The organism is Gammaproteobacteria bacterium, assembly GCA_011375345.1.
Taxonomy (GTDB): domain Bacteria; phylum Pseudomonadota; class Gammaproteobacteria; order DRLM01; family DRLM01; genus DRLM01.
On the sequence record DRLM01000113.1, the window covers coordinates 1 to 18015 of the forward strand.

Annotated in this window: 14 protein-coding genes; 12 read left to right on the forward strand and 2 right to left on the reverse strand. The window is 66.7% G+C overall.

Annotation, left to right across the window (positions count from 1 at the left end; genetic code table 11):
• Positions 1 to 176 precede the first annotated feature (176 nt).
• Both nirD and ENJ19_08325 read left to right on the forward strand, forming a co-directional pair.
• Positions 177 to 503, forward strand: a complete 327-nt coding sequence (nirD, locus tag ENJ19_08320; GenBank protein HHM05734.1) for a nitrite reductase small subunit NirD — start codon at positions 177 to 179, stop codon at positions 501 to 503.
• 276 nt (positions 504 to 779) lie between these two features.
• Complete coding sequence (locus ENJ19_08325) at positions 780 to 3467, forward strand: nitrate reductase (protein HHM05735.1); 2688 nt, start codon at positions 780 to 782, stop codon at positions 3465 to 3467.
• A gap of 24 nt (positions 3468 to 3491) precedes the next feature.
• On the opposite strand, the gene ENJ19_08330 is transcribed toward ENJ19_08325, so the two are convergent.
• Together ENJ19_08330 and ENJ19_08335 are read right to left on the reverse strand one after the other, a co-directional pair.
• Positions 3492 to 4523 carry a GGDEF domain-containing protein gene (locus ENJ19_08330; protein ID HHM05736.1) on the reverse strand — a complete coding sequence of 344 codons (1032 nt, stop codon included), beginning with the start codon at positions 4521 to 4523 and terminating at the stop codon, positions 3492 to 3494.
• Between the two features lie 297 nt (positions 4524 to 4820).
• Positions 4821 to 6185 carry an OmpA family protein gene (locus tag ENJ19_08335; protein ID HHM05737.1) on the reverse strand — a complete coding sequence of 455 codons (1365 nt, stop codon included), beginning with the start codon at positions 6183 to 6185 and terminating at the stop codon, positions 4821 to 4823.
• Positions 6186 to 6520: 335 nt separating this feature from the next.
• On the opposite strand from ENJ19_08335, the gene mshL reads away from it, so the two are divergent.
• The 10 genes from mshL to ENJ19_08385 are packed head-to-tail and all read left to right on the forward strand — an operon-like array spanning position 6521 to position 17901.
• Positions 6521 to 8122, forward strand: coding sequence for a pilus (MSHA type) biogenesis protein MshL (gene mshL, locus ENJ19_08340; protein HHM05738.1), 1602 nt, complete (start codon positions 6521 to 6523; stop codon positions 8120 to 8122).
• Complete coding sequence (locus ENJ19_08345; protein ID HHM05739.1) at positions 8119 to 9627, forward strand: tetratricopeptide repeat protein; 1509 nt, start codon at positions 8119 to 8121, stop codon at positions 9625 to 9627. Before mshL ends, ENJ19_08345 begins: the two co-directional genes overlap by 4 nt.
• A complete protein-coding gene (locus tag ENJ19_08350) occupies positions 9624 to 11348 on the forward strand; it encodes a type II/IV secretion system protein (protein ID HHM05740.1) in 1725 nt (574 codons plus the stop codon). The genes ENJ19_08345 and ENJ19_08350 overlap by 4 nt, the downstream gene beginning before the upstream one ends.
• Positions 11349 to 11359: 11 nt before the next feature.
• The gene (locus ENJ19_08355; protein HHM05741.1) at positions 11360 to 12565 is read left to right on the forward strand and encodes a type II secretion system F family protein; all 1206 of its coding nucleotides are present in this window, start codon (positions 11360 to 11362) and stop codon (positions 12563 to 12565) included.
• Between the two features lie 6 nt (positions 12566 to 12571).
• Positions 12572 to 14143 carry a hypothetical protein gene (locus ENJ19_08360; protein ID HHM05742.1) on the forward strand — a complete coding sequence of 524 codons (1572 nt, stop codon included), beginning with the start codon at positions 12572 to 12574 and terminating at the stop codon, positions 14141 to 14143.
• Positions 14143 to 14784 (forward strand): hypothetical protein, encoded by a 642-nt coding sequence (locus ENJ19_08365; protein HHM05743.1) that lies wholly within the window; start codon positions 14143 to 14145, stop codon positions 14782 to 14784. Before ENJ19_08360 ends, ENJ19_08365 begins: the two co-directional genes overlap by 1 nt.
• Positions 14781 to 15239 carry a hypothetical protein gene (locus tag ENJ19_08370; GenBank protein HHM05744.1) on the forward strand — a complete coding sequence of 153 codons (459 nt, stop codon included), beginning with the start codon at positions 14781 to 14783 and terminating at the stop codon, positions 15237 to 15239. The genes ENJ19_08365 and ENJ19_08370 overlap by 4 nt, the downstream gene beginning before the upstream one ends.
• The gene (locus ENJ19_08375) at positions 15236 to 16399 is read left to right on the forward strand and encodes a hypothetical protein (GenBank protein ID HHM05745.1); all 1164 of its coding nucleotides are present in this window, start codon (positions 15236 to 15238) and stop codon (positions 16397 to 16399) included. The genes ENJ19_08370 and ENJ19_08375 overlap by 4 nt, the downstream gene beginning before the upstream one ends.
• Before the next feature lie 30 nt (positions 16400 to 16429).
• Entirely contained in the window at positions 16430 to 17125 is a 696-nt protein-coding gene (locus ENJ19_08380) for a type II secretion system protein (GenBank protein HHM05746.1), read from the forward strand.
• Positions 17122 to 17901, forward strand: a complete 780-nt coding sequence (locus ENJ19_08385) for an ABC transporter permease (GenBank protein HHM05747.1) — start codon at positions 17122 to 17124, stop codon at positions 17899 to 17901. Before ENJ19_08380 ends, ENJ19_08385 begins: the two co-directional genes overlap by 4 nt.
• The last annotated feature ends 114 nt before the right edge of the window (positions 17902 to 18015 follow it).

Below are 18015 nucleotides of genomic sequence, written 5' to 3' on the forward strand. Positions count from 1 at the left end.
ATGCCGGGCGGTGGAGGGTGGGCACCCTGCATTGGTGTGCCGGTGTTCTTTGCGCCGGTGGCGGCGGGGTGAATTGATGCAGTTATCAGCCCGGCAATTATTAACCCGGCAATTAGGATTGTCGGGTTAACGTTGCGGCACAGGGAGGTGCCGAATCAACAAAGAAAGTGAGTGAGATGACCGGCTGGATAGAAGTTGGAAAGGTCGAGGACATTCCGCGTCTGGGGGCGCGTGTGATTAACACAAACAGCGGCAATGTGGCGCTGTTTCGAACCGGCGACGACAAAGTCTTCGCGCTGCGTGATCATTGTCCGCACAAAGGCGGGCCTTTGTCCCAGGGCATTGTGCACGGCCACCGCGTCACCTGTCCCTTGCACAACTGGGTGTTGGAACTGGGTGATGGCCGGGCGGTGGCGCCCGACGAGGGTTGTGCCGCCAGTTATCCGGTAAAGGTTGAAGACGGCACGGTGCTGGTGAGTCTGGATGCGGCCGGGCAAGCATGAACATGGGCGTGCCCTTAATCGGATCAGGGTGGTTTTGAAAAATGCTCTTGTAAGGAGCCCGCCTGCGGTCGGGAATTTTCCGACGGTTTGTCAGCACTGCTCAATCCACATCCCGATAGACAGCCGCTATCGGCAATGCAAAGCCCGGGCCGGGCAGTTCCAAAGTATCCCCCGCCTCGCATTCCCGCTGCCACCACGGCGCGGCCGCCCGCTGTCGGGGCATTGTGGTGCGGCCCAGACAGGGCATAAATGTGGTTGCCGGCAGTTGTAAGGAACATGGTGAACAGCAGTCAATCTTCGGGCTCGGTGAAAACCACCTGCCCTTATTGCGGTGTGGGCTGCGGTGTGCTGGCCACGCCGGATGGTGCCGGCGGCGTGGTGGTGCGGGGCGATCCGGACCATCCGGCCAACGGGGGACGGTTGTGCTCCAAGGGCGCCGCCCTGGAAGAGACCGTGGGCCTGGAAGCGCGGCTGCTTTATCCGGAAATCAGGGGCAGGCGGTGCGACTGGGAGACGGCGCTGGACACCGTTGCCGCCGGCTTTGGCCGGATCATCGCCGAACATGGTCCCGGGGCCGTGGCGTTTTACGTTTCCGGCCAGTTGCTCACCGAGGATTACTACGTCGCCAACAAGCTCATGAAGGGCTATATCGGGGCGGCCAATATCGACACCAACTCCCGCCTGTGCATGTCCTCCTCCGTGGCGGGCCACAAACGGGCTTTTGGCAGCGACACGGTGCCTTGCGCTTACGAGGACCTGGAGCGCGCCAAACTGGTTGTACTGGTGGGCTCCAACGCCGCCTGGTGTCATCCTGTTTTGTACCAGCGCCTGGTGCAGGCCAAGAAAAAGCATCCCGATTTGATGGTGGTGGTGGTCGACCCCCGCCGCACGCCCACCGTCGACATTGCCGACTTGCATCTGCCGCTCGATAGTGGCAGTGATGCGGTTCTGTTCAACGGTCTGCTGGCCCATCTGGACCGCAGCGGTGAGGCCCACCCCTTGTTTGTCACCCAGTGCACTGAGGGCGCGGCCAGGGCCCTGGCGGCCGCCCGGGCCAGCGCGCCCGATGTGGAGACGGTGGCAGAACAATGCGGCCTGGAGGCCGCGCAGGTGGCGGAATTTTTCACCCTGTTCGCCCGCACCGAGCGGGTGGTGACGGTCTATTCCCAGGGCGTGAACCAGTCCTCCAGCGGCACCGACAAGGTCAATGCCATCATCAACTGCCATTTGCTCACCGGCCGCCTGGGCCGTCCCGGCATGGGGCCGTTTTCCTTTACCGGTCAGCCCAATGCCATGGGCGGGCGGGAAGTGGGGGGGCTGGCCAACCAGCTTGCCGCCCACATGGGGTTTTCGGAAGAAGAGGTGGACCGGGTCAGGCGTTTCTGGGGCGCGCCCCGCATGGCCACCGCCCCCGGCCTCAAAGCCGTGGAGCTGTTTCGGGCCATCGGGGCCGGGCAGGTCAAGGCGGTGTGGATCATGGGCACCAACCCGGTGGTCAGCCTGCCCGACGCCGACCGGGTGCGGGATGCGTTGGAACGCTGTGAGCTGGTGGTGGTGTCCGACTGCGTGCGCCACACCGACACCACTGCCTGCGCCCATGTGCTGCTGCCGGCCCTGGCCTGGGGGGAAAAAGCGGGTACGGTGACTAACTCCGAGCGCCGCATCTCCCGCCAGCGCCCCTTTCTGCCTCCGCCGGGGGAGGCCCGGGCGGACTGGTGGATCATCGCCCGGGTGGCCCGCAAGATGGGCTACAGCGCGGCCTTTGACTATGATTCGGCGGCGGCTGTGTTCCGCGAGCATGCCCGTCTCAGCGCCTTTGAAAACGACGGCCGGCGCGATTTCGATCTGTCCGCCCTGGCGGGGCTTAGCGATGAGGGCTACGAGGCGCTGGTCCCGCTGCAATGGCCGGTGAGCGTGGCGTCCCCGGGGGGGACGGTCCGGCTGTTCGGTGACGGCCGCTTTTTCACGCCTTCCCGGCGCGCCCGCTTCGTGGCGGTGACGCCGCGACCGCCGGTGCATGCTCCCGGTCCCCGCTACCCTCTGGTGTTGAACACCGGCCGGGTGCGCGATCAGTGGCACACCATGACCCGCACCGGCCTCTCGCCCCGCCTGTCGCAGCATACCGTCGAGCCTTACGCGGAACTGCACCCCCGCGATGCGGTGCGTTTCGGCATCCGGGACGGGGCCTTGCTGCGCCTGGAAAGCCAATGGGGTTGGATGTTCGCCCGGGCGGTGATCAGTGCGGGGCAGCGCGCCGGCATGGTCTTTGTGCCCATGCACTGGAACGGTCAGTTCGCCTCTTGCGGGCGGGTGGACGCCCTGGTTAACCCGGAGACCGACCCGGTGTCCGGCCAGCCCGAATCCAAGCACACACCGGTAGCGGTGGCGCCCTACCGGCCGGCCTGGCAGGGCTTTATCCTGTCGCGGCGCCGCTTGCACCTGCCCCCACTGGACTACTGGGTGGCGGCGCGGGGGGACGGCTATTGGCGCTACGAACTGGCCCACCGGGAGGCGGTTGCCGACTGGAGCGGATGGGCCCGGGCCTTGCTCTGCGCCGAGCAGCCGGTGCGGGCCGAGTGGGTGGAATACCTGGACAGTGCCGCCGGCCGCTATCGCGGGGCGCGGTTGCTGGCGGGGCGGGTGGACAGCGCGCTGTTCGTCACCCCCGGTGATGATTTGCCGGAACGCAGCTGGTTATGTCAGCTGTTCGCCAAAGAGGGTCTTGAGCGGGAAGAACGGGTGAGCCTCCTGACCGGCGTGCCGCCCAAGGATCAACCGGACGTGGGGCGCATTGTCTGCAGTTGTTTCGGGGTGGGGATGAACACCCTGCTCACGGCCATCCGTGAGCAGGGACTCACGACGCCCGAAGCCATCGGGCAAGCGCTGAAGGCGGGAACCAACTGCGGCTCCTGCGTGCCGGAGTTGAAAGCCTTGATTGCCCGCAGCCGCAAGGCGGCAGGCTGAACTGGCGCCGCGCCGGAGCCCCTGTCAGAACAGATCGATCCCGTCGTCTTCGTCGTCGTCGCCGGCCAGCAGGCCTTCGCTTAACAACGCCTCATAACAGCGCACCTGGTTGCGGCCGTTCTCCTTGGCGAAATACAGGGCTTTGTCGGCGTGTTCGGTGACGGTGGGCAAGGGGTAGTGGGCGTCGATGCAGGTATAGCCGACGCTGACGGTGACCTGGCCCACCTGGGGGAAGGAGAAATGTTCCACATTGCTGCGAAAGCGCTCCAGGGCGCTGTGTGCCGTGTCGATGTTCACATTGCGCAGTGCCACGGCGAATTCCTCGCCGCCATAACGAAACATCATGTCTTCCGAGCGGAAGGTGTCAGTCATGACTTTGGCGAACAACAGTAAAACCTCGTCGCCGTACAAATGACCAAAGCGGTCGTTGATGCGCTTGAAATGGTCAATATCGAACAAGGCGAAGCCCCAGGTGGTGCTTTCTTCGTCTTCTTTGCGCCGGCCGGCCGCGGGTGGCTGGCTGAGCACCTTGCCCATCATCTTGTCGAACGCCTGGCGGTTGTATAGCCCGGTCAGGGCATCTGTGCTGCCGTTGTGCAGCAGAAAAGCCTGGTTGGTGTAAATGGCCAGCAGTGATTTCAACAGCAGGGGCTGTGCGATGGTGCCGCCTTCCACCACCAATGCGCCGCCCAGTTCGGTGCCCGAGGGGATGGGGAAGGCGGTACGCATCCGCCGTGAGCCCTCGGTGCCGCTCACGGCGGGTGCCGCGAGAGTGAGTTGGGACAGCAGGTCTTCGTCGACGAGGGGTTCCAGCGCCCCGTCCACCGGGATCAGGCCGCTGGCGCCGCTTTTGTCGCGCTCCACCGGTGCCCCGCGCTTGGTGTAGAGACGGGCCCGAAGTCCGGGCAATACCGTGCTGAGCACGTCCAGAAAGGCGCTGTTCAGCGACTCGAAATCGCGCTGTTCCGTCAGTTTCACGAACAGATCGTAGTGCTGTTCGCATTTCGGTGCGTCCGTGGACATGTTTTCTTGGCCGATGGTGTTGGCTCGAATCATGATGGTGGTGTATCCACCGTGCAAGGTTACCCCTCGCCGCGCGTGTCCCCAGCCCGGCAATGCTCAATAGATCGGATAGCGCGGGGATATCTTGATCAAATGGTGTGCACGCCGGGGCTGCTGAGAAGGAAGCGCTGATGAACTCGAACCATCACTGGGAAAAACCCGCGCGGCCGGGGCGTTCTGGCAACAAACCATCAAACTCGCCCCGGGTGAGAAATGCGACCTGGCCCTGGCCGCGTTTCACTCTCCCCCCAAAAAAAAAGGGGGTGGATCAGCCCACCCCCCGGCAGCGGCTCATCGCCCGCCCAGAATGCGCAGCTCAACCCGGCGGTTGGCCGCACGGCCTGCGGCGGTGCCGTTGTCGGCCACGGCCTGGTCGGGCCCGTAGCCTTTGGCGCTCAGCCTGGCGCCGTTGGCGCCTTGGGAGACGAGGTAGGCGCGGACCGCCTCGGCGCGGCGTTGCGACAATTGGACGTTGTAGCGATGATTGCCGCGATTGTCGGTGTGCCCGGCCACCTCCACCACCAGCTCCGGATGGGACCGCAAGGTCGCGGCGGCCTCGTCCAGCACACTCAGGGAATCTTCCGTCAGCTCCGCCGAGTTGGTGTTGAAGGTCACCCCTTTGAGGGTGATTACCGCAGGAATCTCACAGCCCCTGGCGTCCACCTTGGCGCCCACGGGTGAGTGGGGACAGCGGTCTTTGCTGTCCACCAGTCCGTCGCCGTCGCTGTCCACTTCACAGCCGGTGGCGTCCACCTTGGCGTCCGGCGGGCTGTTGGGGCAGCGGTCTTTGCTGTCCATGATGCCGTCGCCGTCGCTGTCCATTTCGCAGCCCGTGGCGTCCACTTTGGTTCCCGGCGGGCTGTTGGGGCAGCGGTCTTTGCTGTCCATGATGCCGTCGCCGTCGCTGTCCGTCTCGCAGCCGGTGGCGTCCACTTTGGTGCCCGTGGGGGTGCCCGGGCAGCGGTCCATCGTGTCGATCACGCCATCGCCGTCGCTGTCAGGAATGCAGCCCCGGGTGTCCACCGCCGTGCCGGGGGGGGTGTTGGCACATTGATCCTGGCTGTCCACCACGCCGTCGCCGTCGCTGTCCGGGGGCGCGGGCCGGGCCTTGGCCCCCAGGGGCACGGCCAGGCCGAGGTTGAGCAGCCAGTCGCCGAAGCGGTCTTCGGAAGCGAGGCTGCTGTCGTCATTGTCCAGGCGGTAGCGGGCGTCGGCGCGCAGGGCCAGGCCGTAATCGTTGAGGCGCGCCATAAAACCGGCGCCGGCGTTGGCCATGAGATTGGTGCTGTCGGTGCCACCCAGTTCGGTCTTCAAGGCCCCCGCGCCCAGCACCAGATAGGGATTGAAAGCGCCGCTGCGGTCAAAAAAGAACAGGCCGTCCAGGCCCAGCCCGGTTTGCTCGTATTGGCCGCCGCCGGTGCTCAGGTCCAGTTGGTCGTAGACGCCGTTGAGTTCGAGGTTCCAATGTTGGCTGACGGCCTTGCCGATGCCCAGTTGGAAACCGGGGCCGTCGTCGGCCTGGCGGTCATCGTCGGCGAAGATGTAGCTGGCGCCGGGAGCGAGGTACCAGCGCGCATCCAGTTCGTCTGCCTGGGCCAGGGCCGGGGCGAGCAGCATGGCGGTGGCGAGCAATAAGCCATATTGTTTTGTCATCATCCTTCTCCGTTGTCGGTCTTCAGTGGTGGGGTGAGGCGGATACCGGGCCGCTGGCTGGGCCCCATCCGGCCGTTGCAGAACTTAGGGACTTTTGGCCGCCGCCGCAACTGCAAAGGCGGTATATTCACAATGCTTTACACCAGGGCCGGGCGGTGGTATGGGGCAGTGGCCACTGGCGGGAGGGCCGGCGGAAAGGGCCATGGTGTCGCGCTCCTCATTACTGGCCCGGCTATTGCAATTTCTCCGTGTTGACGGCGATTTTGTCGGGATTTTGACACGGAGGGTGGGTCATTTCCAGCTTGTCTGCCGGCGTCCGGCGGGGCGCGTCGTTCGCCATTGCGCTTTTCAGCCTTGGCTTGCTGGCGTTGGGGCTGGCCGCCTGCGCCAGCGTATCCCATTCCCCCCCGGCCGCCTCCCGGCATCTGGAGCCGCCCGCCCCGGAGGAGGGCGCCATTCCCTCTCCTGTCACCCGGCCTTCCCTGCTGACGCCGCCCGAACCCAGGGAACCGCTGGACACCTACACCCTGATCGCCACCGACGTGCCCTTGAAGGAGGTTTTGTTCGCCCTGGCGCGGGATGCGGGCCTGGATGTGGATATTCATCCCGGGGTGAGCGGCCGGGTGACGCTCAATGCCTACGATGAAACCCTGCCCAACATTCTTGACCGCATCGCCCGCCAGCGTCCCGTGCGCTTCGAGCGCCGCGGCAAAACCCTCCTGGTGATGCCCGATGCGCCTTATCTTCACAGCTATAGAATCGACTATGTAAACATGAGCCGGGTCAACGCCAGCCGCGTCGCGGTGGCCACGCAGATCGCCACCACCGGCCAGGGCGCGGGGGAAGACAGCGGAGGCGGCGGCGCCGGCAACAACAACTCCACCACAGAGGTGAGCAGCGCCTCCAAACACGCGTTTTGGGACACCCTGGCGGCCAATGTGCGGGCCTTGCTGGGCGAGTCCGCGACCGACGGTGCGGCGGGTGCCTCTTCTGTCATCGTCAACAAAGAGGCCGGTATCCTGACGGCGCGGGCCACGGCCCGCCAGCACCGGCAGATTCAGGCGTATCTCGACCAAGTATTGGCGCAGTCCCAGCGCCAGGTGCTCATCGAGGCCACCGTGGTGGAAGTGGTGCTCAATGACCGCTACCAGCTGGGGGTGGACTGGGCCCGCCTGGCCAACACCGCCGGCAACGGTTTTGATTTTACCCAATCTCTGCTGGGGGTGGACTTGGTGGACCCGCCCTTCTTTCGGGTGGGCTATCTGCGGGCCAACGGCAAGGAATCCGGCACCCTGTCTGCCACCGTGCGCATGCTCAAAGAATTCGGTGACGTGAAAGTCCTTTCCAGCCCCAAAATCATGGCGCTGAACAATCAGACGGCCTTGCTCAAAGTGGTGGACAATCTGGTGTATTTCACCCTGGAGGCCGAGACCACCACCGGGCAGACCACCACCACGACCACCTTTACCAGCACTTTGCACACCGTGCCTGTGGGCTTCGTGATGAGTGTCACCCCCCAGGTCAGCCGCACGGATTACGTCACCCTCAATGTGCGGCCCACCATCTCCAGGGTGACCGGCTATGTCAACGATCCCAACCCGGCCCTGGCGGCGGTGGATGTGCAAAGCCGCGTGCCGCAGGTCCAGGTCCGAGAGATCGATTCCGTGCTCCGGGTCCTCAGCGGCCAGACCGCCGTGCTGGGTGGTTTGATCCAGGACGATGTGGATCGCAACACCCAGGGGGTGCCCCTGCTGTCTTCCCTGCCGGCGCTGGGCCATTTGTTCAAGTACAAAAACGACCGCGTGCGCAAGTCCGAGCTGGTGATTTTCCTGCGTCCCCGGGTGATCCGCCACCCCAGCCTGAGCCGCGATCTGGCGGACTTTGCCGCTTTCCTGCCGCGCGCCGGCGCCGTCGGGCGCAGCCGGGGTGAGCAGCCATGAGTCTGCTGCTGGAGGCCCTCAAGCGGGCGGAACAAGACCATGTTGCGGCCCATGCCGAACAGGAGCCCTTGTGTCCCCCCGCGGATCCCCTGGAACACCAGAGCGTGGACGAGGCGCTGGAGTTGGATCTGGCCCTGGACGCGGCGCCGGGTGGCCTGCTGGAACCGGCCGTTGCCCTGGAGCTGGAGCCGCCCTGGCAGGAGCCGGTGCCTGCCGCGGCCGCGGCGGGTGCGGCGGAAGTGGAGGATTTCTCCGAGCCCGAACCGGAGCCCGAACCGGAGCCCGAACCGGAGCCCGAACCGGAGCCCGAACCGGAGCCGGAGCCGTCGGCCATGACTCCCGGTGCTGCGCTGCCGCCCTCACCGCCGCCCGATGCAGCTCCGGCGCCGCAAGGCGATCCCCAGGCCGCGGCCCGGCTGCTGGCGGCCGGCCGGGCCCCGGCGCTGAGGGGGCGGCGCTGGCGTCTGCTGGGGCTGTTTTGCGGGGCGCTGGCGCTGGGGGGAGGGCTGACCGGCTACTACTATTATTCTCTGGCGACTTTCCAGGCGCCGCAGTTGTTCCTGCCGGCTGCCCCGCCGGAGACGGGCCTGCCTCCCCTTGAGTCAGCCGGTCCCGGCGCCGAACGGGAGGACGGGGCAACCCCGACCGCCGCTCCGGGGCCCGCCCCTGAGCCCGGTGTTTCCGCCACGACCCCGGTGGCCCCCGCCCGTGCCAAAGCGCCGCCCCGGGCTGCCGTCCAAGGGACGGCGCCGGGCACGCCCCGTCCCACTGCCAAAGCGCCGGTGCCGGCCGCGCCCCGGTCCAGTGCCGTGATGCCCGCAAGCCGCCCCGCGCCGGCGCCCGGCCCGGCAACGCCACCGCCGGCCACCGCGGCGGAGCGCACTGTCCAGGTCACCCGCAGCCCGAGCGGTGCGGTCCTGCACGCCTGGCTGATGGAGGCTTACGAGGCGTTCAAGGGGGGTGATGACGAGACGGCCGCCGCGCGCTACCTGCGGGTGCTGGGGGTCCAGGCCCGCAATCGTGATGCCCTCATGGGGCTGGCGGCCATTGCCGCCCGCCAGGGCCGCGGCGAAGAAGCGGCAAGCTATTACCGCCGGGTGCTGGAGCAGGATCCCTTCGACGAACAGGCCCGGGCGGGTCTGCTGCTCAGCGGCGGCGCGGCGGGGGCGGACAACGAAAGCGAGATCAAGGCCCTGCTTATGGGCCAGCCCGATGCGCCCTATCTGCACTTTGCGCTGGGCAATGTGTACGCGGCCCGGCAGCGCTGGGCCCTGGCCGCCGAGGCCTATCAGCAGGCCCTGGCGCTGGCGCCGCGCCAGGCGGATTACGCCTACAACCTGGCGGTGAGTGTGGACCATCTGGGCCGCCCGGCCGAGGCGCTGCATTATTATCAGACCGCTTTGCGGCTGGGCGGGACCGGTGGTGCGGCCTTCGAGGCGGCGGCGGTGCGCCAGCGTATCGCCGCCCTGTCTGAAGTGCAACCGGGCGCGGAGCCCCCGCCGTGAACGCGACGGTCCAAGCCCCGCCCAAGCCCGGTCGCCGCATTGGCGATTTGTTGATTGACAAGGGCGTGCTCACGCCGGATCAGCTCCGTATCGCCCTGAAAGAGCAAAAGCGCCGCCGCGAGCCTTTGGGCAAGATCATCGTCGAGCTGGGTTTTGCCACCGAAGCCATCATGCGGGACGCCCTGGGCGAGGCCCTGGGGCAGGAAAGCGTGGAACTCGCCAAAGTGGTGGTGGACGCCGACGCGCTGAAGCTGATCAGCAAAGACGTGGCGCGGCGTTTCCGGGTGGTGCCGGTGAGCCTCAGCCGCGACGGCCAGACCCTCACTTTGGCCATGGCCGACACCCAGAACGTGCTGGCCACCGACCGGCTGCGCACCCTGCTGGGGGGACGGGTGGACATCAAGCCGGTGCTGGCCAGCGAGTCGGAGATCGACACCGCCATCGACCAGTTCTACGGCCACGACCTGTCCCTGGACGGTATTCTCCACGAACTGGAAACCGGCCAGATTGACTACGACAGCCTGGACGGGGCCAGCGACGAATACAGCCATCCCCTGGTGCGGCTGGTGGATGCGATTTTGTCCGATGCGGTGAAAAAAGGCGCCTCGGACATTCATCTGGAACCGGAGCAGGGCTTTTTGCGCATCCGCTACCGCATCGACGGTGTTTTGCACCAGGTGCGCAGTCTGCACCGGGACTACTGGTCCGGCATTGCCGTGCGGCTCAAAGTCATGTCGGGCATGGACATCGCCGAGACCCGCGCGCCCCAGGACGGCCGCATCTCCCTGACCCTCGTGGGCCGGCCGGTGGACTTTCGCGTCTCGGCCCACCCCACCACCTGGGGCGAGAACATCGTGCTCCGGGTGCTGGACCGCAGCAAGGGTATTGTCGCCCTGGACCGGCTGGGCCTGACCCGCCAGGCCCTGTCCACTTTGCAGCTCATGATCGCCCGGCCCGAGGGGATGTTGTTGGTCACCGGCCCCACCGGCAGCGGCAAGACCACCACCCTTTATTCCATTTTGAATTTTGTGAGCAGCGAAACCATCAACATCATGACCCTGGAAGACCCGGTGGAGTACCCCCTGCCCCTGATCCGCCAGACCTCGGTCAACGAAGTCTCCAAACTGAGTTTCGCCAACGGCATCCGCTCCATGATGCGCCAGGATCCGGATGTGATCCTGGTAGGGGAAATCCGTGACCAGGACACCGCGGAAATGGCGCTGCGCGCCGCCATGACCGGGCACCAGGTGCTGTCCACCTTGCACACCAATTCTGCCATCGGCGCCATTCCCCGGCTGTTGGATTTGGGCATCCTGCCCGACGTGCTGGCGGGGAATCTGATCGGCATCGTCGCCCAGCGCCTGGTGCGGCGGCTGTGTCCCCAGTGCAAACAGCCGGTCTCACCCGGGGCGGTGGAGCGCCGCCTGCTGGGTGTGAATGAAAGCGAAGAGGTGACGATGTATCAGGCGAAAGGCTGTGAAGCCTGCCACCACTTTGGCTACCGCGGGCGGCTGTCGGTGGTGGAAATCCTGCGCATGGACAGCGAGTTGGACGAGTTGGTCTCGCGCCGCGCCAGCTGGCGCGAACTGCACGAAGCGGCGCTGGCCCGGGGTTTCGTGCCCCTGGCGGAAGACGCCGTGCGGCGGGTGCTGGACGGTTCCACCACCTTGGACGAAGTGTCCCGTGCCGTGGATCTCACCACCCGCCTGGCGTCCGCCTGAGATATTGAGCCGTGATTCAGTTTCAGTACAAAGCCGTGGATGCCGCCGGCAAGCGGGTCAGCGGCCGGGTGGGCGCCAACAACGACGCCGATCTGGAACTGCGCCTCAAGCGCATGGGGCTGGAGCTGATCACCTGCCGCCCGGCCCGCGCCGCGGCGTGGCGGCCCGGCGCGGGCCGGGTGCAGCGCAAGGATCTGATCACTTTCTGTTTCAACATGGAACAACTGACCCGCGCCGGCGTGCCCCTCATGGCCGGCCTGGCGGACTTGCGCGACAGCGCGGACAACAAGCGCTTTCGCGAAGTCATCGCCGCGCTGATGGAAGACATCGACAGCGGCAAGACCCTCTCCGGCGCCATGGCGGCTTTTCCCAACATCTTCAACAAGGTGTTCGTGAACCTGGTGCGCGCCGGCGAACAAAGCGGCACCTTGCCGCAGATTCTGGCCCAGCTCACCGAGTCCCTGAAATGGCAGGATGAACTGGCGGCCCAGACCAAGCGCATCCTCATGTACCCCGGCTTCGTGGGGACGGCGGTGTTTGGTGTGGTGATTTTTCTGATGACGTATCTGGTGCCGCAACTGGTCGGCTTCATTCAAAACATGGATCAGGCAATACCGGCCCACACCCGCGCCCTGATTGCGGTGTCCGGTTTCATCACCCGCTACTGGTACCTGGTCATTGCTGCGCCGCCGCTCCTGGTGGCGGCCGTGATCGTCGCCGCCCGGCGCAGTCCGCGTTTTCGCTTGCACCTGGATGAATGGATATTGCGCGCCTGGCCGGTGGGGCCCATTTTGCGAAAAATTCTGCTGGCCCGTTTTTCCGGCAATTTTGCCCTGATGTACGGCGCCGGGGTGAGTGTGCTGGAGTGCATCAAGATCAGCCGTGAACTCGTCGATAACAAAGCCATCGAAGCGGCGCTGGACCGGGTGCTGGGGGCCATTAATGAAGGGGAGAGCCTGTCCGCGGCCTTTCAGCGGGCGGCGCTGTTTCCCCCCTTGGTGATACGCATGTTGCGGGTGGGCGAGAGCACCGGGGCCCTGGATCAGGCTTTGAACAACGTGGGTTATTTCTACAACCGCGACGTGAAAGAGGCTATCGACCGCGTCCAGGCCATGATCGAACCCACCTTGACGGTGGTGTTGGGGCTGATCCTGGGCTGGGTGATGATCTCGGTACTGGGGCCCATTTACGACATTTTGAGCAAAATCACGGCGTAAGCAAACATGTCTGTCCGTCGCGCCTTGTTGTTGAGTAACTCGGGTCTGGCCGTCTGCCTGGCGGACGGGCGGCGCTTGCACCATGAAGGCTTTTTTGCTGCGGACGACAGCGGGGTGGCGGCTCTGCGCGATCATCTGGCGGGGCAGCCGTCCTGGCCCTGCATCCTGGTGGCGGACGTGGTGGAGGAAGACTTCCGGGTGGAAGACATTCCCCGGGTGGGGCGCCGTGACCGCGCCGCCTTGCTCAAGCGCCAGCTCGGCCGCCTCTACCGCGACAGCGAGTTTCGATTTTACCGTCACCTGGGGCGCGCCCCCGGGGATGGGCGCCGCGACGAGGCCTTGTTCGGCGCCCTCACCGCGCCGGCGCTGCTCACACCCTGGCTGGCGGCGCTGGAGGAGACCAAAACTCCCCTTGCTGCCGTCACCTCGGTGCCCCTGCTCAGCGCCGCCTTGCTCCGGCGGCTGGGGCGCACGTCACGGGAACTCATGCTGGTCAGCGAGGGCGCGCGCAGCGGCCTGCGCCAGAGCTTCATCAAAAACGGGCGGGTGTTGTTCACCCGCCTCAGCCATGTTCCCGAGCTGTCGGCGGAGGATTACGCCGCCTACGTGCACCAGGACATCGGCAAGACCAAGCGCTTCATTTCCAACCTGCGTCTGATCGGGCGCGATGCCACCGTGCCCGTGGTCATCGTCAGCGGCGGCCCAAGCCTCGCGGCCCTCGCGGCCAAGAACGCCCGGGACGGCCTGGACTACTGTGCCCTGGTGGACGGGAGGGATCTGTTGCGGCTGCAGGCTGATGTGGCGCCGGCCAGCCGCGCGGCCGATGCGCTGTATCTGTGCCTGGCCCTGCGCGAAGGGCGCGCCAACTACTATGCCCCTCCCGTCCGCCGCCGCCATCTTCACACGCAACAGGTCCGGCAGGCCCTGCACTGGACCACCGCGGCCTGCCTGCTGGGTGGTGTGGCGGTGGCGGGGGTGAATGTGATTGACGGTGGTTTCACCGCCCGCAAAGTGGAGGCGCTGGGCCAGGCCATGGCGGCCTTGCAGACGCGCTATGACCAGGCACTGGCCGTTTTGCCCGAGGTGGGGGTGGCGGCGGACGACATTCACGCCGCGGTGAGTACCGCGCGCCTGCTTCAGGAACAGTCCCGCGCGCCCCAGGAGCTGTTGGTGCGCCTCAGCCACAATCTGGGCCGGGCGGCGTCCCTCAGGCTGGAACGGTTGTCCTGGTTCACCAGCACCGATCCGGCCGGAACTTCCGCAGCCGGTGACGAAGAGGCCATGGCGGAAGATGAGGGGGGGGAAGAGACGCCTCCCGCTGCCGCTGGGGCGGCGGTCTATCAGGTGCTGCTGTTCGAGGGCCGTGTGGCGCCCTTCGACGGCAGTTTCCTCAAGGCCCATCAGCAACTTGAGGCCTTTCTTGAGGCGGTGCGCCGCTGGCCCGGCATCTACAGCGCCGAGGTGGAGAGCTGGCCGCTCAATGTGGATCCCCGCGCCCGGCTGAGCGGGGTTCTGGGACGGGACGACACCCTGCCCCAGGCGGATTTTTCCCTGCGCATTGTGGTGGATGCCGTGTGATGAGGCGATACCTGGACATGGCCCTGCTGGCGCGGCCGCTCCGCGACGCCCTGGGGGCACTGTTCCTGGCGGTGGGCATGGTGGTGGGCGGGGGGTATTACCGGGCGGACAAGAGCGCCGCCTTGGAACTGGCCCGGACCGGTTTCGAGGCCTTAAACGGCGAGTACCGGGCGGTGTTGCGTGCCCAGCGGATATTCCGCGACGAATACAACGCTTATCAGGCCCTGGAGGCGGGCGGCTTTATTGGTCCCGAAGACCGCCTGCATTGGGTGGAGGGCCTGCGCGACAGTGTCCGCAAACTGGAGGTTTCCAGCGCCCATTATCACATCGACGAAAACCGCCCCACTTTTTTGGCCGGCGAGCAACCCGGCGGTGCTTTCCAGTTGTATGTCAGTCCCATGGGCATCACCCTGGATTTGTTGCACGAGGGCGGCTTGTTCGATTTTCTGACGCTGCTGGCCCGGCAGGATCTGGGTGTGTACCAGGTGCGCCAATGTGTCCTGACGCCGGTAGACGGCGAGGGGGAACTGAAAGCGCGTCAGCCCAATGTGCGGGCCCGGTGCGAATTCTGGTGGTACACCCTGCGCCCCGGCGGGGGCCAGGGCGGTGCCGCGGGTGATGATGAGGAGTGGGCCGGATGAGGCGCGTGGCCGTTTTGTGGGTGTTGCTGTGGTCCGGTGCCGTTGCGGCGGAGGCGGAGGCGGAGGGTTTGCAGCGCCTGTTCACCACCGCGCCGCAGCGCTATTGGATAGAACACGCCCCGCGCGGTGCAGATGGCGAGGCGGGCAGCCGGACCGGCCCGGCCAAGAAGACCGCTGCCGCCGGGCGGCTGCGATTGCTGGGTACGTTGCGCGGCAGTGACGGCCGCCAGCGGGTCTGGTTGCGGGGCAGCAGCGCGGCCACGCGGGTAAGGCGGGTGCTGGACAATGGCGCGGTCCTGGTGATGTGGCGCCACCGCCCCCAAGTGCTTATGCCGGGCCAGGTGCTGGAGTTGCAAAGCGGGCGGGTTGTCGAATCTTACAGACAGCCAGCGCCGGCCCCACAGTCACCGGCTGATGCGGGACCGGGAGCCGGTGGGGGCGGGGGCGCGTCATGAACGGCCGGGGCCAGGGGGTGGCGTCGGCCCGGCGCCAGGGCGGCGTGGTTCTGCTCCTTATGCTGATTGTCGTCCTGCTGGGCTCGGCCACTTTGTTGGTGGGCCGCCTCAACCAGGCTGCCGAGCTGCGCCAGAACCGGGCCCAGGATGTGAAGGCCCTGGCGGCCGCCCGCCAGGCACTGCTGGGGGCGGCCGTGATCGATCCCGCCCAGCCGGGGCGCCTGCCCTGTCCCGATGCCGACGACGATGGCCTGGCCGAGGCGGCGTGCGCCGCCGCCGCCAGCCGCCTGGGCCGGTTTCCCTGGCGCAGCCTGAATGCCGGGGATCTGCGTGACAGTGCGGGCGAGCGCCTGTGGTACGCGGTGAGCAACAGCCACCGTCCCGGAGGCAGCGTCCGGCTCAACAGTGACACTGCGGGCGGCTTGAGCGTGGACGGCAGCGCCGATGTGGTGGCCGTGCTGCTGGCGCCCGGTGCGCCGCTGACGGGGCAGAACCGGGCCAATTCCAACAGCCGCAACGCCTATCTCGAAGACGACAACAACGATCTGGATGCCAGTTATGTCACCCAGGCCCCGCCGCCGCCTCCCGGCGACCCGCCTGCCTTCAACGACGCTGTGCTGGCCGTCACCCGGGGTGAACTCATGCAGGCGGTGGAGCGGCGGGTGCTGGCGGAGGTCCGCCGCGCCTTGTTGAACTACTACGCGCTCAACAACTACTTTCCCTATGCCGCCGTCATCGGCGATGGCGGCTACAACTGCGCCAACACCCTGACCCGCGGCGCCCTGCCCCTGGCCTCCGGCGCCCCGCCCCTGCCTTTTGCGGCCTGTGGCGGGGTGCCCAATCTGGCCGCCGACCTGCCGGCTTGGTTCCTGGCCAACGACTGGGCGGCGGTGACCTATTACACCGTGGCGCCGGGCTGCACCCCTGGCACGGTGAATTGCAGCGGGGCGGGGCGGCTCACTGTGACCAATCTGACGCCCCCAGGAAACCAGCAGGCCCTGGTGATTGCCGCGGGCCAGGCGCTGGGCGGCCAGGCGCGGCCGCCGGGCGCGGTCAACGATTGGCTGGACAGTGCCGAAAACAGCGATGGGGACGATGTGTACACCGCCGTCGCCGTCAGCGCGGCCAGCAACGATCAACTGCGGGTGGTGGCGCCGTGACGGCGCCGGCCACAGCCAGGGGATGAGCGCATGAACACAGGAACAAAACACAGTGGCGCCGCCGCGGGCTTCACCCTGGTGGAAATGGCCGTGGTGCTGGTCATCATCGGCCTGGTGCTGGGTGGTTTGCTCATGCCCCTGTCGCAGCAGGTGGAAAACGAAAAGGAAAAAGAAACCCAGGCCATGCTGGTCTCGGTGCGCGAGGCGCTCACCGGCTACGCCATGCTCTACGGCCGCCTGCCCTGTCCTGACACCGACGTGCCGGCCGACGGCCGGGAGAACACCCCCTGCCCCACGGGTACCGTGGTCGTGAGCGGGCGGCTGCCCTGGGCCACCCTGGGGCTGGGGCAGGTCCGTGATGGCTGGTACCAGGACGTGTTCTACGCCGTCAACGGCGCCTTCACCAGCGTGGCCACCCTGGCCGCCATCCTGCCCGATACCGCCGCCTGGGGCGGCTGGAGTGGCGTGTTGACGGTCTGGGACCGGGCCAACTGCGCCGCCGGCACCCAGCTGGCGGCCAATGTGCCGGCGGTGGTGGTGTCCACCGGCAAGCAAAAAGATGCCCCCCTGGTGAGCAACGATGAGAACGAAAATGCTGATGGTGACGCCTGTTTTGTGGCGCGCAATTTCAGCGATGCCCCCGGCGCGGAATTCAACGACCAACTGCTGTGGCTGTCCCCCACTGTGCTGTTCACCCGCTTGGTGGACGCGGGGAAACTGCCGTGAGCAGCGCCGCCCGGCAGATTGCCGCCATCGCCCGCCTTACGGTGTGGGAAAGCCTTAGTCCGCGCTTTGTGTTGCTGCTGGCCGCCCTGCTGGCCGCCGCCTTTGCCGTGGCCTTGTTCGCCGGGGAACTGGCGGTCACCGAAACCCGCGCGGTGCAAACCGCCCTCCTGGCCGCCGCGCTGCGTTTGGGAGCGGTGCTGTTGCTGGGCTTGTGGCTGATCAGCGCCGTGGTGCGGGAAGCCGACGACCAAGTGCTGGCCTTTTTGTTTGCGCTGCCGCTGTCCCGCGGTGCCTATTGTCTCGGCCGCCTGCTGGGCGGTGCCGTGGTTGGCCTCCTCGTGGCGCTGCCGGCGGGGCTGGTGTTGCTGCCGTTCGCCCCGGCACCGGCGGTGGGGCTGTGGGCGGCTTCTTTGACGCTGGAACTGTGGCTCACCGCCGCCGTGGCCCTGGCGCTGGGGCTGGCCTTTTTGCAGATCACGCCGGCCTTTATCGCCTTGCTCGCCTTTTATCTCCTGGGTCGCGCCCTCGCCGCCATCGAACTCATGGCCCACAGTGGGCTGATGGAGGGCGGCGGCTGGACCCGGCAGGTGGTGGTGCACCTGGTGGACGCCCTGGCGCTGGTGTTGCCCGATTTGTCCGCCTACGGCCGCAGTGAGTGGCTGGTCTATCCCGGAGCCGGGGACAGCGGTATGGGGGCCTTGCTGACGCAAACGGTGCTGTACCTGCTGCTGCTGGGTGGTGTGGCGGTGTTCGATCTGTACCGGAAGAACTTCTGATGCGGGGCAGGGAACGTCCCCTCAGCGCCGTGCCCGCGCCGCTCCAGGCGGTGCTGGCGGTGGCCCTGGCCGCGCAAGTGCTGTGGAGCGCCGCCCAGCCGCCGCCGGCGGCGC

Excerpts from the sequence above, each read along its gene's own strand:
- ENJ19_08335 (HHM05737.1), bottom strand. The coding sequence starts at position 6,185 with ATGATGACAAAACAATATGGCTTATTGCTCGCCACCGCCATGCTGCTC.
- ENJ19_08360 (HHM05742.1), top strand. The coding sequence starts at position 12,572 with ATGTCTGTCCGTCGCGCCTTGTTGTTGAGTAACTCGGGTCTGGCCGTC.
- ENJ19_08345 (HHM05739.1), top strand. The coding sequence starts at position 8,119 with ATGAGTCTGCTGCTGGAGGCCCTCAAGCGGGCGGAACAAGACCATGTT.
- ENJ19_08365 (HHM05743.1), top strand. The coding sequence starts at position 14,143 with ATGAGGCGATACCTGGACATGGCCCTGCTGGCGCGGCCGCTCCGCGAC.
- ENJ19_08325 (HHM05735.1), top strand. The coding sequence starts at position 780 with ATGGTGAACAGCAGTCAATCTTCGGGCTCGGTGAAAACCACCTGCCCT.
- ENJ19_08370 (HHM05744.1), top strand. The coding sequence starts at position 14,781 with ATGAGGCGCGTGGCCGTTTTGTGGGTGTTGCTGTGGTCCGGTGCCGTT.
- ENJ19_08330 (HHM05736.1), bottom strand. The coding sequence starts at position 4,523 with ATGATTCGAGCCAACACCATCGGCCAAGAAAACATGTCCACGGACGCA.
- nirD (HHM05734.1), top strand. The coding sequence starts at position 177 with ATGACCGGCTGGATAGAAGTTGGAAAGGTCGAGGACATTCCGCGTCTG.
- ENJ19_08380 (HHM05746.1), top strand. The coding sequence starts at position 16,430 with ATGAACACAGGAACAAAACACAGTGGCGCCGCCGCGGGCTTCACCCTG.
- ENJ19_08375 (HHM05745.1), top strand. The coding sequence starts at position 15,236 with ATGAACGGCCGGGGCCAGGGGGTGGCGTCGGCCCGGCGCCAGGGCGGC.